We start from the raw sequence: 20,126 nt of genomic DNA on the forward strand, positions 1-20,126 counted from the left end.
ACCTTACGGTATCGTTTATAAATCCTTGCTCAGATAGCTAAAAACCAGCGCGTCGGCAATATGGCCGAATTTGCAGCATGATGCAAATCCGGGAGGCGCGAGGCCTCCCGGACGGGTTTCTCTTTGTTTTGAAGCGCGCATCTTATTCCGAAAACCGCATTACACTTTTCGGGATGTGCTCTAATTCGTGGTGAAAATCAGAGGGTGCGGCCGATAGCGAGGAACTTCTGGCGGCGTTCCTGCTTCAGCGTTTCGCCGTCGATGTCCTTCATCGAGCGCAGCGACGCTGTGATGATATCGCCGGTAGCATCGATGACGGCTTCCTTGCCGCGATGTGCGCCGCCCATGGGTTCAGGAATGACACCGTCGATGACCTTGAGATCGAACAGGTCCTGCGCGGTGATACGCATGCTTGAGGCGGCATCCTTGGCGCGGGTCGAATCATGCCAGAGGATCGAGGCTGCACCCTCTGGCGAAATGACCGAATAGATCGAATGTTCGAGCATGTAGACCCGATTGGCGACGGCGATGGCGATGGCGCCGCCGGATCCGCCTTCACCGATGATGATCGAGATGACCGGAACGCGCAGTCTGAGACTTTCTGCCGTTGAGCGGGCGATGGCTTCCGCCTGGCCACGCTCTTCGGCACTGACACCCGGATAGGCGCCTGCCGTATCGACGAAGGTGATGAGCGGCAGCTGGAAACGGTCGGCCATTTCCATGATGCGGACAGCCTTGCGATAGCCTTCCGGACGGGCCGAGCCGAAATTGTGCTTCAGGCGCGTTTTGGTGTCGGAACCTTTTTCCTGTCCGATGATGGCGACGGCCTGACCGTTGAAGCGACCGAAACCGGCCTGGATGGCTTCGTCATTGGCGAATTTGCGGTCGCCGGCAAGCGGGGTGAATTCCGTGAACAGCCGCTCGATATATTCCAGGCAGTGCGGACGGTCCGGATGGCGGGCGATCTGTGTCTTCTGCCACGGTGTCAGCTTGCGATAGATGTCCTTCAGTGCATCGGCCGAACGCTTCTCGAGGCGACGAATCTCGTCGCTCATCTCGACGCTGCCTTGTTCCTGCGCGAGCTTTTTCAGCTCAAGAATCTGGCCTTCAAGGTCGGCGACGGGTTTTTCAAAGTCGAGATAGTTGTACATCGGGCCTGACTGTTCGTGCGTTTTCCAAAGGGATTGGCGCTATTGCGAGCCTGAAAAAGGCTGTTTTACGGCGCCTTACATATTCACTACTGGCTCATCTTGCAAATTTTCGATTTTCTCATAGCTGGACGGAGGCTAATCGGCAAGCGGATGATGCTCGCTGACAAGTTTATGCAGTCTTTCCTCCAGCACATGCGTATAGATTTGCGTCGTGGATATGTCGGCATGGCCAAGCAATTGCTGCACGGTGCGCAGATCGGCCCCGTTTTGCAGCAGATGGCTGGCAAAGGCGTGACGAAGGACATGCGGTGAAATAGCGGCTGCCGATAATCCTGCCCGCGCGGCAAGCCCCTTCAATTCGCGGGCAAAAACCTGGCGCGCCAGATGGCCGCTTTCCGAAAAAGCCGGAAACAGCCAGGGATTGTCATCGCTGTGGGCCAAGGAATCGCGCAAGGCGAGAAAGCGCTGCAAAGCGTCGCGTGCCTTGGGTGAAAGCGGAACCATGCGTTCCTTGGAACCTTTGCCGCGGACCAGCAGAAAGCGGTGATCGGTGCGCGCGACTGTGACAGGCAGGCCGACAAGTTCCGAGACGCGAAGCCCTGTCGCATAGAGCGTTTCGAGAAGCGCGTGAAGGCGCAGGGCCTTGATCCGATCAGATGGTTCGGCAGCTTCACCGGCTTCAAGTGCTGCGCGGTCGAGAAGCCGCGTGACGTTTTCGACACTCATGATCTTCGGCAGCGGCTTTTGCTTTTTGGGCGCATCGACCGTGCCGGTCGGATCGTCCTGCCGATAGCCCTCCGAATAGAGAAAGCGAAAGAACTGGCGTAGCGCCGACAGGCGCCTTGCCTGCGATGTCGCGGCAAAACCTTGCGCTGCCATTGCATCGATAGCGCTGCGAATATGGTCCGGCCCGGCTTCGGCAAGATTGACGCCGCGGGCCGCCATTGCCTCCGCCACCGCCTCAAGATCGCGCCGGTAGGATTCAAGCGTGTTTTGCGCTGCGCCGCGTTCGGCGCTCATCATTTCCAGAAAGTTCTCGATCGCCAGTGATGCGCGCATTGTCACTCCTGCGGTGCCTGTGGCGATTGGGGCAATTGGGAGCCGGTATCGGCAGTTTCTGCCGAGACCGTAGGGGCTGGCGGAGGGGCAATCGCGACCGGTTTCAGCTTGGAAGCCGGTATGTCGACGGTGATCTCGCGCGTGTCCGGTTTGACGAAATTGGCAAGCGCATACATCGCGCCATAAACGATGGCGGCAACAAGAGCGATAAAGAGGACGAGGCGCGTCAGCGTAGGCATTCATCTTTTATGCTGTGGCATTTGGACGAAAGCAAGGAGGGCGGCGAAAGAGGGAGCAAGTGTGCAATCGTATAAAAAACCCATGGATCCGGTCCTGCATGCCCCGAAAACCAATCAAAGCAATTGACGTCGCCCCGTTTTTCATGTGGAACCGGGACAAATGGACGAGGTCAATGAGCAGTACGGCAAAACAAAACAATCCACATGAGAAAGCGGCGCTGATCCGCGATCTGCTCGGCTCGAAAGTCGTGGTGCTTGTGGGGTTGATGGGCGCAGGCAAATCCACTGTCGGACGCAAGGCGGCGGCCTTGCTCGGACTGCCGTTTCGCGATGCCGATACGGAGATTGAAGCGGTTTCCCGCATGACCATTCCCGAATTGTTCGAGGCCTATGGCGAGGTCGAATTCCGCGATCTCGAACGTCGCGTCATCATGCGCCTGCTCGAAGATGGGCCGATGGTTCTCGCAACCGGCGGTGGGGCCTATATGAACGCCGAAACGCGCGCGGCAATCGGTCGTGCAGGTGTTTCCATCTGGCTCAATGCGGAAATCGATATTCTGATGGAACGCGTATCGCGCCGCCAGAACCGCCCGCTTCTGAAAAACAGCGATCCGCGCGGCGTCATGAAGCGGCTGATGAATGAGCGTTATCCCGTCTATGCGCTGGCCGATCTGGAATTGATGTCCCGTGACGACAAGAAGGAAGTGATTGCCGCTGAACTGATCGATGTTCTGGCCGATCACCTCGAAAGATCAGAGGCATGACCGGCAGTAAAAGCCGCTGATGTTCTCGCTGCCTGATATTGGAGACTATGCATGAACGCGCCTTCCATTCCCGGTATCACCACCGTTCCCGTGTCGCTCGGCGACCGTTCCTACGAGATTCTGATCGGCAAGGGGCTGGTGGATCGCGCGGGCGAGGAAGTGGTGAAGCGTCTGAAAGGCGTGCGCGTGGCGGTGGTGACGGATGAAAATGTCGCCAAGGCTCATCTGGAGCGCCTGACGGCAAGCTTTGCCAGCGCCGGTATCGATGCGACGCCGGTGATCGTTGCGCCGGGCGAAAAATCCAAATCCTTTTCCACGCTGGAAACCGTCACCAATGCCGTTCTGGCGGCGCGTCTGGAACGCGGCGATGCCGTGGTGGCATTCGGCGGCGGCGTAGTTGGCGATCTTTCGGGCTTTGTTGCCGGTATCGTGCGGCGCGGGATGAACTTCGTGCAGATGCCGACCTCGCTCCTGTCGCAGGTCGATTCCTCGGTCGGCGGCAAGACCGGGATCAATACCGCCCATGGCAAGAATCTCGTCGGCGTCTTCTACCAGCCGCAGCTGGTTCTGGCGGATACGGAAGTTCTCGACACGCTGAGCCCGCGTGAATTCCGGGCCGGTTATGCCGAAGTTGCAAAATATGGGCTGATTGACCGCCCCGACTTCTTTGAATGGCTGGAACGGAACTGGCAGGACGTTTTCTCCGGCGGTGCTGCGCGGACGCAAGCCATTGCCGAATCCTGCCGCTGCAAGGCGGCTGTCGTTGCGCGCGACGAGCGCGAAACCGGCGACCGTGCGCTTCTCAATCTCGGTCATACGTTCGGCCATGCGCTGGAAACTGCGACCGGCTATGATTCGAGCCGTCTCGTGCATGGCGAAGGTGTTGCCATCGGCATGGCGCTGGCGCATCGGTTTTCGGTCAAGATGAATCTCTGCGGTATCGAGGATGCGGAGCGTGTCGAAGCGCATCTGAAGGCCGTCGGCCTGCCTTACCGGCTGTCGGATGTACCGGGCGGATTGCCACCGGCGGAAAAATTGATGGATTATATTGCGCAGGACAAGAAAGTGGCGCGCGGCGCGCTCACCTTCATCCTGACGCGCGGCATCGGCCAGTCGTTCATTGCAAAGGACGTGCCGCCAACAGCTGTGCTGGAATTTCTGAAAGAACGTCTGGTGGATTGAATTCGACGTTTGAATCCCGACTGAATGAGATGCACTAGAAACCAAATAAGAGGACAAGCGAATGGCTTTCGGGCTTTGGGTTATGTGCGGCATCATCCTGCTCTGCGTCATTCTCTCGGCATTCTTTTCCGGGTCCGAAACGGCGCTGACGGCGGCGTCGCGCGCCCGGATGCATACGCTTGAACATAATGGTGATGAGCGCGCAGGTGTGGTCCAGCGTCTCATCAGCCGTCGGGATCGGCTGATCGGTGCGCTGCTGATCGGCAACAACCTCGCCAATATTCTGGCGTCCTCAATTGCAACCAGTATCTTTTTGAACCTGTTCGGCGATGCGGGCGTTGCCTATGCCACGCTGGCAATGACGGTCATTCTGGTCATCTTCGCGGAAGTGCTGCCCAAATCCTGGGCGATTTCCGGTCCGGACCGGTTTTCGCTTGCGGTTGCGCGTGGCGTGTCGCTGGTCGTCCTGATTCTTGGTCCGATTTCCAGTGCGGTGAACTGGATCGTGCGGGCGATTCTGAAGCTCTGCGGCGTCAATCTGGCGGCGGGCCGCTCGATGCTTTCGGCGCATGAGGAATTGCGCGGCGCGGTGGAAGTGCTGCATCGCGACGGTTCTGTGATCAAGGAAGACCGCGATCAGCTGGGCGGTTTGCTCGACCTCAAGGAACTGGAAGTGAGCGACGTGATGGTGCACCGGACTTCGATGGGCACTGTCAATGCCGATGCGCCGGCAGATGAGATCGTGCGCGATATTCTGGCCAGTCCGCATACCCGCATGCCGCTCTGGCGCGATGATATCGACAATATTGTCGGCATTATTCACACCAAGGACCTTTTGCGTGCGCTTTACGATGTCGACAATGATTTTACGCGCATCGACATCATGAAAGTCGCCCGCAAGCCGTGGTTTGTGCCCGATACGACGACATTGCAGGACCAGCTCGACGCCTTTCTCCGCCGCAAGGCGCATATCGCCATCGTTGTCGATGAATATGGCGACGTGCAGGGCCTGGTGACACTTGAGGATATTCTGGAAGAGATTGTCGGCGATATTGCCGACGAGCACGATATCGACATCCAGGGCGTTCGCTTGCAGCCGGACGGCTCGGTGATCGTCGACGGCTCATTGCCGATTCGCGATATCAACCGTGCGCTCGACTGGTCTTTGCCGGATGAAGAGGCAACGACGATTGCCGGTCTGGTCATTCATGAGACCCAGACCATTCCGGAAGTAAAGCAGGCTTTCACATTTTACGGGAAACGCTTTTCCGTGCTGAAGAAAGAAAAGAATCGTCTGACACGGTTGCGCATCGTACCGCTTGATGCCGATGGTAAACCGGCCCCGATTGCGGTAAATCTTTCTCGTTAAAGTATAGAATAATCCATTATTCTATACTTTATTATTAAGTAATATTATAAGTAGTTATAATTATTGGTTAAATATTTTCGATTAACCATATCGGATTTTCGGCAATAAATATTTGCTTTTCTCTATAATATCGGTTTTAATGTTGTTGTTCATAGAGAAGACTTGGTTATGTCTCAATCATATGATGATTTGCATAACAAGAATTTATTACCTTTCACGAATACTCCGGAGAAAGAATCCAGAATTATATTATTTAATAATAAAGATATACATCTTTTATTCATACGTACTTATATAGGGATTGATTTTATTCATCATTTCTCCGAAAAGTTCGGTCTGCTTGGCAGCGATGCCTATCAGGGGGTTCTGCATTATTTCTCAACGGTTACTTCTGCGCCTGCGGAAATGGTGTTGCTTGCGGGTTTATGTGAGTTCGGTGCGTTTGTTGGTTTTACCTTTGGCTTGTTTACCCGCGTAGCGGCGGTTGGAACGGCTTTATATCTGGTGATTGCCCTGTTCATGGGGCATCACGATACAATGGGCTTCACCTGGGCCAATCCCGGCGGTGGGTGGGAATATCCAGCATTATGGGCGTTCATTTGCCTCACCTACGTCTTGACGGGCGGTGGTCGTTATTCTCTCGACAATTGGTTGAGGGAGCGGTTGCCGAAGGCGCTGGCGTGGCTGTCCAAATAGAGCATAATCCGACCGGAGTGAAATGAGGGCCGATAAGATTATGTTTCATAAAAAATGTTGGGGCGCCGATCTGATTCAATCAGATCGAAAAGCGCCCTAAAAGCTGATGCTCGGCAATCTGAAACGGCTTTAAAAGAGACGTTGTTATAAGTCGTTTGAGCGCCAGTCTGATTCATAAAGGCCGGTGCGCTGTGGTCTGTTCCGGCATCGACACCTTCACGCTATAGATCGAGTAATATCGCTATATGCACTGAGCACGTGCTCGCATTCAATTTGCGATCTGCCGTGATAGCCCCCCCCTAGCGGCGCGCTGCTTCCCCGGGCGCAGAAGGTTCAAGCGCCAATGCGTGGACACCGCTATCGAGTTCTTCCTTCAACAGCGCGTTGATGGCGCGATGGCGCTCGATGCGACTCATTCCGGCAAAGGCGTCAGCAACGATGCGGATGCGGAAATGGGTTTCGCCGGTGCCGTCATAGACCTCATGATGGCCGCGCTCTTCGTGATGATGTCCGGCATGGAGGTGACTTTCATTAATGACTTCAAGCCGTTCGGGAGCGAAAGCCGTGGTCAGTTTCGCTTCCATCGCGCTTTGTTTGCTATTTTGAATGGACATTTGGACCACTTCTCCCCATATAGACGCTGTGCCTCATATAACGTTGCTTCGGCGGCAAAAGGTGGGGCAAATCCGCACAGGAAAGCAACCTGCTTCAAAATTTCGCCCAGTTGAAATGGCTCAACGCCAGACCGGACGAAATGTCAATTCTTGTTCAGCAACTGATAATCCGCATAATTCGATTCGATGACAACGAACTCAAAATTTTTCGACAGTATCCGTATCAAGCCCAAGAAGACCGCGGAAGCGAAGGCTTCGGGTCCTTGCTGCCAGTGGGACGGATGCGACAAGCCAGGCACGCATCGCGCGCCTGTCGGACGCATGCGCGAAGGCGAATATTTCCGCTTCTGTGTTGATCACGTGCGGGAATATAACAAGAATTTCAATTACTTCTCTGGTCTTTCCGATGGCGATATCGCGAAATTCCAGAAGGATGCGATCACGGGTCATCGCCCGACATGGTCGACGGCTGCGAATTCTACCGCCAAGGCGCGCACCTCGCCGGATATGGCGAAGATGCGTTCCGGTTCGGCCTCCTATCACAACCGCATCCGCGATCCCTTCAACCTTTTCAAGGAAGCCAAGGGACACGCGCCGGGCCAGAAAGCGCAGCGCAAACCGCGTACGCTCGAAATCAAGGCGCTGGCGACGCTCGGTCTTGAACCAAATTCGACTGGCGATAAGATCAAGGCGCGCTATAAAGAGCTGGTAAAGCAACACCATCCGGATGCGAATGGTGGTGATCGCGGATCGGAAGAAAGATTTCGCGATGTTATTCAGGCTTATCAATTGCTCAAGCAGGCAGGTTTTTGCTAAAGCCTGTTTGGGCTTGACAGGCCGACTATGGAGCTGTCCTCGATGGCTCCGACGGACATTCTTCTGCCGCGCGATTGCGCGGGCGCAAGCACGGATGCCCGCAACAAATTACGGAAGGGGCATACCGTCCGGCTCGCCGGAAAAACATGCCCACGGGTGAAAGTTGCCGGTCGGCAGCTTGCCGGTATTAATTCGCGGCGGTCGCTGCCTGCCGCTCTGGAGGCATGATGAACAAGGTTGAGCGGGATATAGCCAATTTGCCGGATACAACGGTTTCGGTGCGTGACGTGTTCGGAATCGATTCCGACATGACGGTGCCAGCCTATGCGGCAGGCGATTCCTATGTACCGGAGCTTGATCCGGATTATCTTTTCGACCGTCAGACGACGCTCGCGATCCTTGCAGGCTTTGCCTATAATCGTCGCGTGATGGTTTCCGGCTATCACGGCACCGGCAAGTCGACCCATATCGAGCAGGTCGCAGCCCGTCTCAACTGGCCTTGCGTTCGCGTCAACCTCGACAGCCATGTCAGCCGTATCGATCTCGTCGGCAAGGACGCCATCGTCGTCAAGGACGGTGTGCAGGTCACCGAATTCAAGGACGGCATCCTGCCCTGGGCCTATCAGCACAATGTCGCGCTCGTGTTCGACGAATATGATGCCGGTCGTCCGGACGTGATGTTCGTCATCCAGCGCGTTCTGGAGTCCTCGGGCCGCCTGACGCTCCTCGACCAGAGCCGTGTCATCCGTCCGCATCCGGCTTTCCGCCTGTTCGCGACCGCCAACACCGTCGGCCTCGGCGACACGACCGGCCTCTATCACGGCACCCAGCAGATCAACCAGGCGCAGATGGACCGCTGGTCCATCGTGACGACGCTGAACTATTTGCCGCACGACAATGAAGTGAACATCGTTCTCGCCAAGGCCAAGCATTATCAGAATGCCGAAGGCCGCGAGATCGTGAACAAGATGGTGCGCGTGGCCGACATGACCCGTCAGGCCTTCATCAATGGCGATCTTTCGACCGTCATGAGCCCGCGTACGGTCATCACATGGTCCGAAAATGCCGCGATCTTCAACGATGTCGGCTTTGCCTTCCGCCTGACCTTCCTCAACAAGTGCGACGAGCTGGAACGCCCGATTGTGGCCGAGTTCTATCAGCGCGCTTTCGGCGTTGAACTGCCGGAATCGGCAGCCAATATCGTTCTCGCTTGATGCGGAAGAAGCCTGCCGCCTGATCATGTCCGGCGGCAGCGCACTGTCTGATGCGGGGGCGGTCAGCTTCGCCCTTGCTTGAAAGCGAAGTCAGGATAGGCATATGTCGGGCCAGAAGTCAGGAATAGGCGATAATTCGCGCGAGCGTAAACCGGGACCGGTGGATTCCGAACCGTTCAAGCGTGCTCTAACGGCTTGCGTCCGCGCCATTTCCGGCGAGCATGAGCTGGAAGTGGCGTTCACCAATGACCGCCCGGCCTTGAGCGCCAATCGCGCCCGTCTTCCCGACCTGCCGAAGCGCCCGACCGCACACGATATCGCCGTCACGCGCGGCCTTGGCGATTCCATGGCACTGCGTCAGGCGCGTCACAATCCGCGCATTCACGCCGCACTTGCCCCGGAGGGAAAGCAGGCGCGCGCGATCTACGATGCGGTGGAGCAGGCGCGTGTGGAAGCCATCGGCGCCCGCGCCATGGCAGGCATGGCGGATAATCTTTCCACCATGCTGGCCGACAAATATTCGAAAGCCAATTTCTCCGCCATCAATGCCAAGGAAGATGCTCCGCTTGAGGAAGCCGTATCGCTTCTGCTGCGTGAAAAGCTGACCGGACGGGCCGCGCCTGCGGAAGCCGGACAGGTGCTGGAACTGTGGCGCGACTGGATCGAGCAGAAGGCCGCCGCTGACATTGCGCGGCTCGGTGACAATCTCGAAGACCAGCAGGCCTTTGCGCGCACGGTGCGCGACATGCTCGCTTCCATGGACATGGCGGAAGAGCTGTCGCAGGAAGAGCCGAGCGACGAAGAAGAGCAGAACGACGAGCAGACGCCGGATTCCGACGAGAACGAGGAAGGCGGCGACGAAAGCCAGGAAGGCTCCGATTCCGCTGAAAGCGAGGAATCCGACAGTTCGAGCGATGAAGGCGAGCAGGGCGAGATGGATGCCGCCGATGCTTCCGCCGACGACATGGACGACAGTGACGATATCGACGCGGAAACGCCGGGCGATACGCGCCGTCCGAACCAGCCCTTCGCCAATTTTGCCGAGCATGTCGACTACAAGGTCTTCACGCGCGAATTCGACGAAGAGGTCGAGGCGACCGATCTTTGCGACGAGGCGGAACTTGATCGTCTGCGCGGTTTCCTCGACAAGCAGCTTGCCAATCTGCAGGGTGTGGTGGGGCGTCTGGCCAACCGCCTGCAGCGCCGCCTGATGGCGCAGCAGAACCGCTCCTGGGATTTCGATCTGGAAGAAGGCTATCTCGATTCGGCGCGTCTGGTGCGCATCGTCATCGATCCGACGCAGCCGCTTTCCTACAAGCAGGAGCGCGATACGGATTTCCGCGATACGGTGGTGACGCTGGTGCTGGACAATTCCGGTTCCATGCGCGGCCGTCCGATCACGGTTGCCGCGACCTGCGCGGATATTCTGGCCCGTACGCTGGAGCGTTGCGGCGTGAAGGTGGAAATTCTGGGCTTCACGACCAAGGCGTGGAAGGGCGGCCAGTCACGCGAAGCGTGGCTTGGACGCGGCAAGCCTGCCAATCCGGGCCGTCTCAATGATCTGCGCCACATCGTTTACAAGAGCGCTGACGCCCCATGGCGGCGTGCACGGCGCAATCTTGGCTTGATGATGCGCGAAGGCTTGCTCAAGGAAAATATCGACGGCGAGGCGCTGATCTGGGCGCATCAGCGTCTGCTGGGTCGGCCCGAGCAGCGCAAGATCCTGATGATGATTTCGGATGGCGCGCCGGTGGACGACTCGACGCTTTCCGTCAATCCGGGCAATTATCTCGAACGTCACCTGCGCGCCGTGATCGAAGAGATCGAAACGCGTTCTCCGGTAGAACTGATTGCAATCGGTATCGGCCATGATGTCACGCGCTATTATCAGCGTGCCGTCACCATCGTCGACGCGGAAGAGCTGGCTGGCGCCATGACGGAGCAGCTTGCTTCGCTGTTCGAGGAGCAGGGTGCTGCGGCCTCCGGCAAAGGCAGACGGCGCGCTGGTCGGCGATAGATTATCGGTCAAAGAAAAGGGCGCTCTAAGTTTATTTTTTACGCATTTCCGAACGCAAAATCGTTTCACACTTTTGCTGGAAATGCGCTAAGCGCCCTTTTTCATGCCTTTTCCGCCGTTGTCCGGTTTGGCGCGTAAAGCGTCGGCGCGAAGACGGCGAGAATAGCGCCATAGGGGATCAGCATCAGCGTTCCCATGATAACCTTCACGAAGAAGTCACCGAAAGCAAGCGACGCCCAGAGCGGTACGCCGAGGCCCAGGAAGGATGCCGGTTCGGCAAGTGACGAATCGGGCATCCCGGTCAGCCTGTCGATCCAGGCAAAACCGGCTGCGAAGGCAATCGAGAAGAACAGGATCGTATCGAGCACAGAGCCGAACATGGCGGCAGCAAAGGGAGCCTTCCACCAGGTCTTGCGCCGCAGGTGATCGAAGACGGTGATGTCCATGAGCTGTGCGAAAAGGAAAGCCGAGCCGGAGGCAATTGCGATACGCGGGGTCGCGAGCCAGATCGACATGACGACGCCAAGCACGAAACCGGCATAAACGACCTTGCGCGCGGCGGCAGGGCCGTAGCGGCGATTCGTCAGGTCATTGACCAGAAAGGCAATGGGATAGGTAAAGGCGCCGTAGGTCAGCACTTCACCGAGGCCGAAATGCTGGAACGGATATTGGACAAGTATGTTCGACGCAGCAACCGCCACGCACATGGCCAATATGGCAGGCATAAGCCGGGAATAAGAAGGTGTCTCAATTGACATTTTTTTATCCTGGGTGATGGAACCAGCAAAAAAGGCCGACAGAAGCCGGCCTTTTTTGTCGAAATTTTTGGCCGTAAGCTTAGGCAGCGACTGCTGCTTCAGCCTGCTTCTTTGCGATCTGACGCTTCAGCAGGCGAGCGCGCTGCGACAGTTCCTTGTCGTCAGACTTGACGAGGAACGCATCGAGACCGCCGCGATGTTCAACCGAACGCAGAGCGTTGGCGGAAACGCGCAGGCGATAGCTCTGGCCGAGCGTTTCGGACATCAGCGTAACATTGCAGAGGTTCGGCAGAAAGCGGCGACGCGTCTTGTTGTTCGCGTGGCTGACATTGTTGCCGTACTGGACCGACTTGCCGGTCAATTCACAAGCGCGGGACATTTTGGTCTCACCTTCAATTACGTTCTTTTCAGGCCCCGACCCGAATGTCCGAATTCAAGCAATCAACGCAGTTTGATGCTGCTGGCGCGCGATCTCGGACAGGCGGCCTATTGGGAAAGTCGCGTTTCTATAGTGACAGCAGCGGTTGCAGTCAAGTGAGATTCCGTATCCATCGCGCAAAGACGCGGTTTTCCGGCTTTCGCACGGTCTTCACGAAAGCTTGCGATCATAACTTCGCCCGTTTTGCCTGTTGCACAGATACTGTATCGAAGAATCTCACGCAACTTTGTGGCGTCCCAATGTGGTTGAAAACCATCACGGAGCTGCCGGATGAAAAACAGGTCGCAAGATAGGATAAAGCGGATTTGTTTTGAGTTTTTGTCTTTACGCATGTCTTTATCGGAAACCGGCTCCACTTTTCCGAGATGTGCTTTAGCGGAAGGAATGCGCGCATGATCGAACCGTCGCATATGTTGAAGCCCATCTGGCACCGGCAGGCCCATTATGGCGCGCTGGCCTTTGCGGGCCTGGTTTTTGCGGCATCGATGATTGCGAGCGAACCGGCCAGAACCAACGATCTTTATCGGACTGAATATGATATCTCCATTTTCGGACTTTCGATTGCAAAGTCCGCCATAGAAACCACGGTCAATGGCGCGAATTACAACCTCAATGGCCGTTTTCTGACTTCCGGTCTGGCGCGGGTATTCGACGATACGGATGGAACGGTGCATGTCACCGGCAGCGCCGTCAGTGGCAAGGTCGTGCCGAAGAGCTTCGATCTGGCCTATAAGCATGGCCGCAAGAACAAGAGCACCACAATCCGCTTCGCCAATGGCAATGTTGTCTCGGCGGAAAACCAGCCTCCGGTGAAAAAGCGCGATCCCTGGGTGGAAACGTCGCCGCAAGATCTTCTCAATGTCAGCGATCCGCTGAGTGCGCTCATGATACCTGCAAAGAACGGCCGGGCGGTGTGCGACCGGTCGCTGAGCGTGTTCGACGGACAGACCCGCGCGGAGATCAAGCTTTCCTTCAATGGCACCGAATCGTTTACGACCGACGGCTTTACCGGCGAATCGGTCATCTGCTCTGCAAAGTTCGTTCCGATTTCCGGATATCAGAAGGGCAAGAAGGCTATCGATTATCTGAGCAATCGCAGCCGGATGACGATATCCTTCGCGTCGCTCGGCAATTCGGGCATTTATGCGCCTGTTGTGGCGCGGATCGGCACGCGGATCGGCACGCTCAAGATCGAAGCCACCCGTTTTTCCAAGGTGAACTGACCGGCAGTCGATCCCAATCAGTGCTTCGGATGCACGCATTCCTCATGGTTGCCGAGGATCTCGATCACGCGGCACTGGTCGATGCGGCCATGGGCGGTGCATTCCAGCATGCGCTGCAATTCCGTTTTAAGCGACAGCAGTTTTGTGATGCGGTGTTCCACATCGCTCAGGCGTGCGCGGGCAATGGCATCGGCTGCCGCACAGGATTGGTCAGGATTATCCTGAAGATCGAGAAGGGTGCGGATAGCATCCACCTCGAAACCCAGATCACGTGCATGGCGAATGAAAAGCAGCCGCTGGACATCGTTCTGGTCATAAAGGCGGCGATTGCCATCACTGCGTGGCGGTGAGGGCAAAAGGCCGATTTGCTCATAATAACGGATCGTCGGCACTTTGACGCCGCTTGCTTTCGATGCTTCACCGATCGGTACGTTTGTGATCATTTTCCGCTTGCTCCTCTAGTCACTAGAGGATGTAGACCTTGCTTGAGACAATTCAAGAGCGGTCCTGAAAAGAGCAGATCATGAATGAAACGTTGAATAAGATTCGCTTTCGTATCGACGGTATGGATTGCGCATCCTGCGCAGCAAAGATCGATACTGCCGTGCGGCGTGTGCGTGGTATCGAGGATGTATCCGTTTCTGTCACGGCGGGCACGATGACGGTGAGCCATGATGGAACGAGTGATCTCGACAAGGTCGCAAGCAAGGTACGCAGCCTCGGCTATGGCGTGGAACCGATTGCCTCGGAAACGCCCGTCCAGGAAAAAGCGCTGGCGAAGCATGAGCATTCGCATGATCATTCTCACCATGACCATGACCATGACCATGACCATGACCATGATCACGGGGCGTGCGGTGGCCATCATGACCACCATGATCATGATCATGAAGCCCATGACAAGGTCATTACGGTAACGGCCAACAGTTTCCGCTTTCAGGTCGATGGCATGGATTGCGCATCCTGCGCGGCCAAAATCGATACTGCCGTGCGGCGGGTGCCGGGCGTGACGGATGTATCCGTCTCGGTTACCAATGGTGCGATGACCGTCAATCATGACGGATCGGCAAAAAGCGATGAAATTGCCGGCAAGGTGACAACGCTGGGCTACAAGACCACGCTTGCCGCAACGGCCACCAACGGTACCGGTTCTGCGCCAAAGGCAGCCGCGCCAACAAAGCCGCTGCCCTGGTGGCGTTCGAAGAAAGGCCAGATGATGCTGGCCTGCGGCGGGGGACTGGTCGCCGCGTATATTATCGGACATCTCTATCCGGCAATCGAGCTATGGGCCTTCACGGCTGCGATGCTGATCGGCCTCGTGCCGATTGCCAGACGCGCCTATATGGCGGCGATCAACGGTACGCCATTTTCCATCGAGATGCTGATGACGATTGCTGCTGTGGGCGCGATGTTCATTGGCGCGACCGAAGAAGCGGCAGCCGTCGTGTTCCTGTTTCTGGTCGGTGAGCTTCTGGAAGGTGTTGCTGCGGGTAAGGCGCGCGCCAGCATCCAATCCTTGACCGCGCTGGTGCCGAAGACTGCATTCCTTGAGAAAAACGGGACAACTACTGAAGTTGCTGCCGATAGTTTGGCGGTTGGTGATGTGATTTCCGTGCGTCCCGGCGACCGTATGCCTGCCGACGGTGAAATCCTGACGGGAGAAAGCGCTGTCGATGAAGCGCCGGTCACCGGTGAAAGCACACCGGTCGGGAAGGCTGAAGGCGACACGGTTTTTGCCGGCACGATCAACGGCGATGGCGTGCTGCGGGTCCGGGTCACGGCTGCCGCGCAGGACAACACCATCGCCCGCGTCGTGCGATTGGTGGAAGAAGCACAGGAAGCCAAGGCGCCGACTGAACGTTTCATCAATCGTTTCTCGACTTATTACACGCCGGGCGTTGTGGTCGTGGCCGCACTCGTCGCCATTCTGCCGCCGCTTGTTGCGGGTGCTAACTGGGATGAGTGGATCTACAAGGGTCTTGCGATCCTTTTGATCGGTTGTCCCTGTGCGCTGGTCATTTCCACGCCTGCTGCAATTGCAGCGGCTCTCTCGTCGGGTGCGCGACGCGGCCTTCTGATGAAGGGGGGCGCTGTGCTGGAAACCATCGGCAAGATCACGGCGGCCTGCTTTGACAAGACCGGAACGCTGACCGAAGGCAAGCCGAAGGTGACCGATATTCTTGCAGGCGATCTGCCCGAGGATGAAGTTTTGCGTCTTGCGGCGTCCCTGGATGCGGGCTCAAGCCATCCGCTGGCGCTGGCGATTGTCGGCGCCGCAGAGCAGCGCAGCCTGAAACTGTCTGCCATCACAAAGGGCAAGGCCCATGGCGGGAAGGGTGTGTCAGGTACGGTTGGTAAAATGGACCTGTTTCTGGGTTCGCGTCGGGCCGCCAATGATATTGCGGCCATTCCGGATGCGCTGGCCGGTCGTATTGCTGCCTGCAACGATGAAGGCAAGACCGTTTCTGTCCTCGTGGCCAATGGCAAGATTGCCGGTGCAATCGCCATGCGTGATGAACCGCGCGCCGATGCCATTACTGGTCTGCAGGAGTTGAAAAGTGCCAATATCCGCACGGTCATGCTGACCGGTGACAATCGTCGCACTGCGCAAGCCATTGGACGCGATCTCGGGATCGAAGTGCGGGCAGAGCTTCTGCCGGAAGACAAGCAGCGTATTGTCGGCGAGTTGCGCAAAGAGGGGCTGATTGTCGCCAAGGTCGGTGACGGTATCAACGACGCGCCCGCTCTTGCAGCTGCCGATGTCGGCATCGCCATGGGTGGCGGCACCGACGTGGCGCTGGAAACGGCCGACGCTGCGGTTCTGCATGGCCGGGTTGGCGATGTCGCTGAAATGGTCGACCTTTCCAAGCGGACCATGCGCAATATCCATCAGAACATTACCATCGCGCTCGGCTTGAAGGCTGTCTTTCTGGTAACCACCGTGCTGGGCGTTACCGGCCTCTGGCCTGCAATTCTTGCCGATACAGGCGCAACCGTTCTTGTGACGATCAATGCGTTGCGGCTTTTGAGACAACCGGCGCGATAAAACAAAAGAACCGGCGAAATCGCCGGTTCGCCTCTCTCCTTCTTCGCGAGGTATTACTCGCCGATCAATACGCGGATGCGCTCGCTATATTGCTTGCCGAAGGCGAGGTGTTCAGGATTGATATCCTTCAATTCGTCCACCAGCTGCGGCTCGTTCTCGGCGTCAGCGGCGGCAAGGCTGCTCATCAGGGCAAAATAGCCAAGAATATAATCGCTGGGCGTGATGTTCTGGGCCTTGAGTACTTCCACCACCTGTGGGCGGGTTTCGATGCTCTTCACCATCTTGTCAAAGGAAGGCGTGGCGTCCTGACCTTCCTCTTCGGTCGCGGAAAGTTCCATCGCACCCAGTTGCTCCTGCACTTTTTCCATGCGTGACAGGAAATCTTCGCTCAGCTTGAAATTGTTGATTTCGGCTGGCGTCTGCTTCGGGGCAACATCGAGCAGATCGTCGGCAAATGCGACATGGGTGGAAACGGGCAGGGCGGCAAGTGAAAGGCCGAGGAAAACGGCGCAGCCTGCAATCTTGAAACGGGAAAACACCGTCATTCTTCTATCCTCGAACTGTGGAACGATTCGCGCTCTCAAATAGCAATAGCATATGTCAGAACATATCCTTGCGCTTGCGGATTTCGGCAAACACGGCTTCGTCGGGTGCATCTTGCAGGCCAAGGCGGCTGCGAATGCCGGCATCATGCCAGCGCAGGAAGGGATTTGTCGCCATTTCAAGCGCGATGCTTGACGGCAATGTCATGCGATCAGCGGCACGAAGCCGTGCGATCTCGGCAGCGCGTTCCTTGAGTGCGGAATTGGCCGGATCGATGGTCAGCGCAAAGCGGGCATTGCTTTCAGTATATTCATGGCCGCAATAGACCGCCGTGTCGCCGGGAAGCGCAACCAGCTTCCGCAATGACTGGAACATGGTGAGCGGCGTTCCCTCGAAAAGCCGTCCGCAGCCCAGCGCGAACAGCGTATCGCCCGTGAAGACGGCTTTCGCATCGGGAAGATAATAGGACACTTCGCCCGCCGTATGGCCGGGCGTTGCGATGACCTTCACCCGGAAGAGACCGAAGGTGAATTCGTCGCCGTCCTTTACCGTGCGGTCGATGCCGGGAATCTTTGCTTCTTCGGCCTTGGGGCCGATGATGCTGACCCCAAACTTCGCTTTCAGCGCATCATTGCCCTCGACGTGATCGAGATGGTGATGCGTTGTGAAGATGAAATCGAGCGTCCAGCCGCGCCGTTTCAGCGCGGCCTCGATTGCCGCTGCATCGGGCGCATCGACGGATGCTGTCAGTGCACTTTGGGGATCGTGGATGAGGACGCCGTAATTGTCGCTGCGGCAGATGAACTGTTCGATTTCAAGCCGTGGTGCGATCCCGTTCATGGCGTCCTTCCTCCTAAAGCGTGACGCATTATCCGACGCAAAACCGTTTCACAGTTTTGCTGGAAATGCTTGATTACGATGCGGACTTGTTGTCTTCCGTCAGTGAATGCTTCTGGATAAGCGGCATTTGTAAAAGCGTGAAGACAATGGTGATGGGCATAATGCCCCACACCTTGAACGATACCCATGCATCGGTCGAGAAATTCCGCCAGACAACCTCGTTGACCACGGCGAGGAAGATGAAAAACAGACCCCAGCGCAGCGTCAGTTTTCGCCAGCCTTCGGCATCGAGACGAAAGGCCGAATCAAACACATAGCCGAGCAGGGACTTGCCGAAGAAGAGTCCACCGAGAAGGATCGCGCCGAACAGCGTGTTGACGATGGTGGGCTTCATCTTGATGAAGGTGTCGTTGTGCAGCCAGAGCGTCAGCGCGCCGAACACCAGCACGACAATGCCGGAGACAAGCGGCATGATGGGGAGCGTGCGCGTCATCGACCATGAAATGGCAAGCGCGATCACGGTTGCCGCCATGAAAAGGGCTGTCGCCAGAAAGATCGGTGCGCCGATGGAGGCCAGCACCGGAAAACGCTCGATCAGCATTTCGCCGCGCGCATTGGCAAAGAAGAAGACGAGAAGCGGCCCCAGCTCCAGCACCAGCTTGAGCAGCGGCGGGACTTCCCGGCGTTCGGCTTCGCTTTTCTCAGACGGATCGCGTTCGAAAACGGGATGCTCCATCAGGCAACTCCTGCGATGGCGCGGGCAAAATCCTTGGCCGCAAAGGGTTCCAGATCGTCGACACCTTCGCCGACGCCGATGAAATAGATCGGCAATTTATGCTTGGCCGAGATGGCGACAAGAATGCCGCCGCGGGCAGTTCCGTCAAGCTTGGTCATGACCAGTCCGTTGACACCGGCAATATTCTTGAAAATTTCGACCTGATTAAGGGCGTTCTGGCCGGTGGTGGCGTCGAGCGTCTGGAGCACCGTATGCGGCGCTTCCGGGTCGTGCTTGCCCAGCACGCGCACGATCTTTGCAAGCTCGTCCATCAGTTCGGCCTTGTTCTGCAACCGGCCTGCCGTGTCGATGATGAGAACATCGCTGCCCGCTTCCTTGGCCTTTTCCCATGCGTCATAGGCAAGCCCCGCCGCATCGGCGCCGAGCTTTGACGAGACGACCGGCGAGCCGGTGCGCTCGCCCCAGATATGCAACTGCTCGATGGCTGCGGCGCGGAATGTGTCGCCTGCCGCCAGCATGACCTTGAGGCCGCCTGCGGTGAGTTTCGCGGCAAGCTTGCCGATTGTGGTGGTCTTGCCGGTGCCGTTGACGCCGACGACCAGGATCACATGCGGCTTGTGCGACAGATCAAGCTCCAGCGGCTTTGCCACAGGGCCTAAAACCTTTTCGATTTCTGCACCCATGATGGTGCGCACTTCCTCGCCCGTCACGTCCTTGCCGTAGCGACCCGACGCAAGTGCATCGGTCACGCGCATGGCGGTTTCAAGCCCGAGATCGGCCTGAATGAGTACGTCTTCGAGATCCTGCAGCGTGTCATCATCGAGCTTGCGCTTGGTGAAAATGCCGCCGATGGATTCGCTTAATGAATTCGATGAACGGAGCAGGCCGCGACGCAGCCGCTCGAACCAGGACAGCTTTGGCTCAGGCGCTGCCTCAACCGGCGCTTCTTCCTGATGTTCCTCAACGGCCTTGGCGACCTTGACCTTTTTGGGCTTCACCGGCTCTGGCTGAGGCGCGGGTTCGACCGCTTCCTCTACCACTGGCTCATCTGGAGTTTTCGCGACTTCAGGCTGTTCAGGTTCGGCAGCAGGTTCTGGTTCTGGCTCGACAGCGGGCTCAACAACAGGCTCGACAACGGGTTCAATAACAGGCGCAGGCGCTTCAACCGCGATTGGTTCCATCACCGGAGGCTGTTCAATCGGGATTTCAATCTCGGCAACCGGATGCGCCGGTTCTGCCTTTTCTTCCTCAATTGTTTCAGACGCAGGCTCTTCAATCGGCTCAGGCTCGCCGACAACAACAGGCTCTTCTGCGATCGGCGCTTCAATCACGTCGGGAGCCGGTTGTTCGACCGGCTTTTCTTCGACCTCCTTCTTGCCGAAGGAGAACATTTTCTTGATGAAACCCATTGCCATGAAAT

22 protein-coding genes are annotated in these 20,126 nt (G+C 57.1%); 10 read left to right on the top strand and 12 right to left on the bottom strand.

Features of this window, described 5'->3' with window-relative positions; all coding sequences use genetic code 11:
• Nucleotides 1-197: 197 nt before the first annotated feature.
• From JNC70_RS05600 to JNC70_RS05610, 3 genes are all read right to left on the bottom strand, one after another.
• Nucleotides 198-1,151, bottom strand: a complete 954-nt coding sequence (locus tag JNC70_RS05600) for an acetyl-CoA carboxylase carboxyltransferase subunit alpha (protein WP_104755084.1) — start codon at nt 1,149-1,151, stop codon at nt 198-200.
• A 135-nt stretch (nt 1,152-1,286) separates the two neighbouring features.
• On the bottom strand, nt 1,287-2,210 hold the full coding sequence (gene xerD, locus JNC70_RS05605; RefSeq protein WP_104755083.1) for a site-specific tyrosine recombinase XerD: 924 nt from the start codon (nt 2,208-2,210) through the stop codon (nt 1,287-1,289).
• A 2-nt stretch (nt 2,211-2,212) separates the two neighbouring features.
• Complete coding sequence (locus JNC70_RS05610) at nt 2,213-2,449, bottom strand: hypothetical protein (RefSeq protein ID WP_104755082.1); 237 nt, start codon at nt 2,447-2,449, stop codon at nt 2,213-2,215.
• Nucleotides 2,450-2,622: 173 nt separating this feature from the next.
• On the opposite strand from JNC70_RS05610, the gene JNC70_RS05615 reads away from it, so the two are divergent.
• From JNC70_RS05615 to JNC70_RS05630, 4 genes are all read left to right on the top strand, one after another.
• On the top strand, nt 2,623-3,213 hold the full coding sequence (locus JNC70_RS05615; protein WP_104755081.1) for a shikimate kinase: 591 nt from the start codon (nt 2,623-2,625) through the stop codon (nt 3,211-3,213).
• Nucleotides 3,214-3,264: 51 nt separating this feature from the next.
• The gene (gene aroB / locus JNC70_RS05620) at nt 3,265-4,395 is read left to right on the top strand and encodes a 3-dehydroquinate synthase (RefSeq protein WP_104755080.1); all 1,131 of its coding nucleotides are present in this window, start codon (nt 3,265-3,267) and stop codon (nt 4,393-4,395) included.
• Between the two features lie 61 nt (nt 4,396-4,456).
• Nucleotides 4,457-5,764: an HlyC/CorC family transporter gene (locus JNC70_RS05625; RefSeq protein WP_104755079.1), complete on the top strand. Its 1,308-nt coding sequence runs from the start codon at nt 4,457-4,459 to the stop codon at nt 5,762-5,764.
• Nucleotides 5,765-5,932: 168 nt separating this feature from the next.
• A complete protein-coding gene (locus tag JNC70_RS05630) occupies nt 5,933-6,460 on the top strand; it encodes a DoxX family protein (RefSeq protein ID WP_104755078.1) in 528 nt (175 codons plus the stop codon).
• 299 nt (nt 6,461-6,759) lie between these two features.
• Here the strand turns inward: JNC70_RS05630 and JNC70_RS05635 are convergent, their stop codons facing one another.
• On the bottom strand, nt 6,760-7,074 hold the full coding sequence (locus tag JNC70_RS05635) for a BolA family protein (protein ID WP_374788553.1): 315 nt from the start codon (nt 7,072-7,074) through the stop codon (nt 6,760-6,762).
• Between JNC70_RS05635 and JNC70_RS05640 the strand changes: the two genes are divergently transcribed.
• The 4 genes from JNC70_RS05640 (at nt 7,067) to cobT (ending at nt 11,121) form a co-directional block, all read left to right on the top strand.
• Nucleotides 7,067-7,264 carry a hypothetical protein gene (locus tag JNC70_RS05640; RefSeq protein WP_104755216.1) on the top strand — a complete coding sequence of 66 codons (198 nt, stop codon included), beginning with the start codon at nt 7,067-7,069 and terminating at the stop codon, nt 7,262-7,264. The genes JNC70_RS05635 and JNC70_RS05640 overlap by 8 nt on opposite strands.
• Nucleotides 7,261-7,890 carry a J domain-containing protein gene (locus tag JNC70_RS05645; RefSeq protein ID WP_104755076.1) on the top strand — a complete coding sequence of 210 codons (630 nt, stop codon included), beginning with the start codon at nt 7,261-7,263 and terminating at the stop codon, nt 7,888-7,890. The genes JNC70_RS05640 and JNC70_RS05645 overlap by 4 nt, the downstream gene beginning before the upstream one ends.
• 227 nt (nt 7,891-8,117) lie before the next feature.
• A complete protein-coding gene (gene cobS, locus JNC70_RS05650) occupies nt 8,118-9,104 on the top strand; it encodes a cobaltochelatase subunit CobS (RefSeq protein ID WP_104755074.1) in 987 nt (328 codons plus the stop codon).
• Nucleotides 9,105-9,207: 103 nt separating this feature from the next.
• Nucleotides 9,208-11,121 (top strand): cobaltochelatase subunit CobT, encoded by a 1,914-nt coding sequence (gene cobT / locus JNC70_RS05655; protein ID WP_104755073.1) that lies wholly within the window; start codon nt 9,208-9,210, stop codon nt 11,119-11,121.
• Nucleotides 11,122-11,222: 101 nt separating this feature from the next.
• Here cobT and JNC70_RS05660 read toward each other — a convergent pair whose 3' ends face one another.
• The 3 genes from JNC70_RS05660 to JNC70_RS05670 form a co-directional block, all read right to left on the bottom strand.
• The gene (locus JNC70_RS05660; RefSeq protein ID WP_104755072.1) at nt 11,223-11,879 is read right to left on the bottom strand and encodes a queuosine precursor transporter; all 657 of its coding nucleotides are present in this window, start codon (nt 11,877-11,879) and stop codon (nt 11,223-11,225) included.
• Nucleotides 11,880-11,958: 79 nt separating this feature from the next.
• Complete coding sequence (gene rpmB / locus JNC70_RS05665) at nt 11,959-12,258, bottom strand: 50S ribosomal protein L28 (protein ID WP_010657607.1); 300 nt, start codon at nt 12,256-12,258, stop codon at nt 11,959-11,961.
• Between the two features lie 107 nt (nt 12,259-12,365).
• Nucleotides 12,366-12,728: a hypothetical protein gene (locus JNC70_RS05670; protein ID WP_146097096.1), complete on the bottom strand. Its 363-nt coding sequence runs from the start codon at nt 12,726-12,728 to the stop codon at nt 12,366-12,368.
• Between JNC70_RS05670 and JNC70_RS05675 the strand changes: the two genes are divergently transcribed.
• A complete protein-coding gene (locus tag JNC70_RS05675; RefSeq protein WP_104755070.1) occupies nt 12,711-13,541 on the top strand; it encodes a DUF3108 domain-containing protein in 831 nt (276 codons plus the stop codon). The two genes, JNC70_RS05670 and JNC70_RS05675, sit on opposite strands and share 18 nt — an antisense overlap.
• A gap of 17 nt (nt 13,542-13,558) precedes the next feature.
• Here JNC70_RS05675 and JNC70_RS05680 read toward each other — a convergent pair whose 3' ends face one another.
• Nucleotides 13,559-13,981, bottom strand: a complete 423-nt coding sequence (locus JNC70_RS05680; RefSeq protein WP_208623441.1) for a MerR family transcriptional regulator — start codon at nt 13,979-13,981, stop codon at nt 13,559-13,561.
• An 83-nt stretch (nt 13,982-14,064) separates the two neighbouring features.
• Here JNC70_RS05680 and JNC70_RS05685 point away from each other — a divergent pair, with 83 nt between their 5' ends.
• Entirely contained in the window at nt 14,065-16,587 is a 2,523-nt protein-coding gene (locus JNC70_RS05685; protein ID WP_374788554.1) for a heavy metal translocating P-type ATPase, read from the top strand.
• Between the two features lie 53 nt (nt 16,588-16,640).
• Here JNC70_RS05685 and JNC70_RS05690 read toward each other — a convergent pair whose 3' ends face one another.
• From JNC70_RS05690 to ftsY, 4 genes are all read right to left on the bottom strand, one after another.
• Nucleotides 16,641-17,132, bottom strand: coding sequence for a hypothetical protein (locus JNC70_RS05690; protein ID WP_104755067.1), 492 nt, complete (start codon nt 17,130-17,132; stop codon nt 16,641-16,643).
• 55 nt (nt 17,133-17,187) lie between these two features.
• Nucleotides 17,188-17,970 (bottom strand): hydroxyacylglutathione hydrolase, encoded by a 783-nt coding sequence (gloB, locus tag JNC70_RS05695; RefSeq protein ID WP_104755066.1) that lies wholly within the window; start codon nt 17,968-17,970, stop codon nt 17,188-17,190.
• Between the two features lie 73 nt (nt 17,971-18,043).
• On the bottom strand, nt 18,044-18,706 hold the full coding sequence (locus tag JNC70_RS05700) for a septation protein A (RefSeq protein WP_104755065.1): 663 nt from the start codon (nt 18,704-18,706) through the stop codon (nt 18,044-18,046).
• Nucleotides 18,706-20,121 (bottom strand): signal recognition particle-docking protein FtsY, encoded by a 1,416-nt coding sequence (ftsY, locus tag JNC70_RS05705; protein ID WP_104755064.1) that lies wholly within the window; start codon nt 20,119-20,121, stop codon nt 18,706-18,708. Before ftsY ends, JNC70_RS05700 begins: the two co-directional genes overlap by 1 nt.
• Nucleotides 20,122-20,126 lie beyond the last annotated feature (5 nt).

It is taken from the genome of Brucella oryzae (genome assembly GCF_041929965.1).
GTDB lineage: Bacteria > Pseudomonadota > Alphaproteobacteria > Rhizobiales > Rhizobiaceae > Brucella > Brucella oryzae.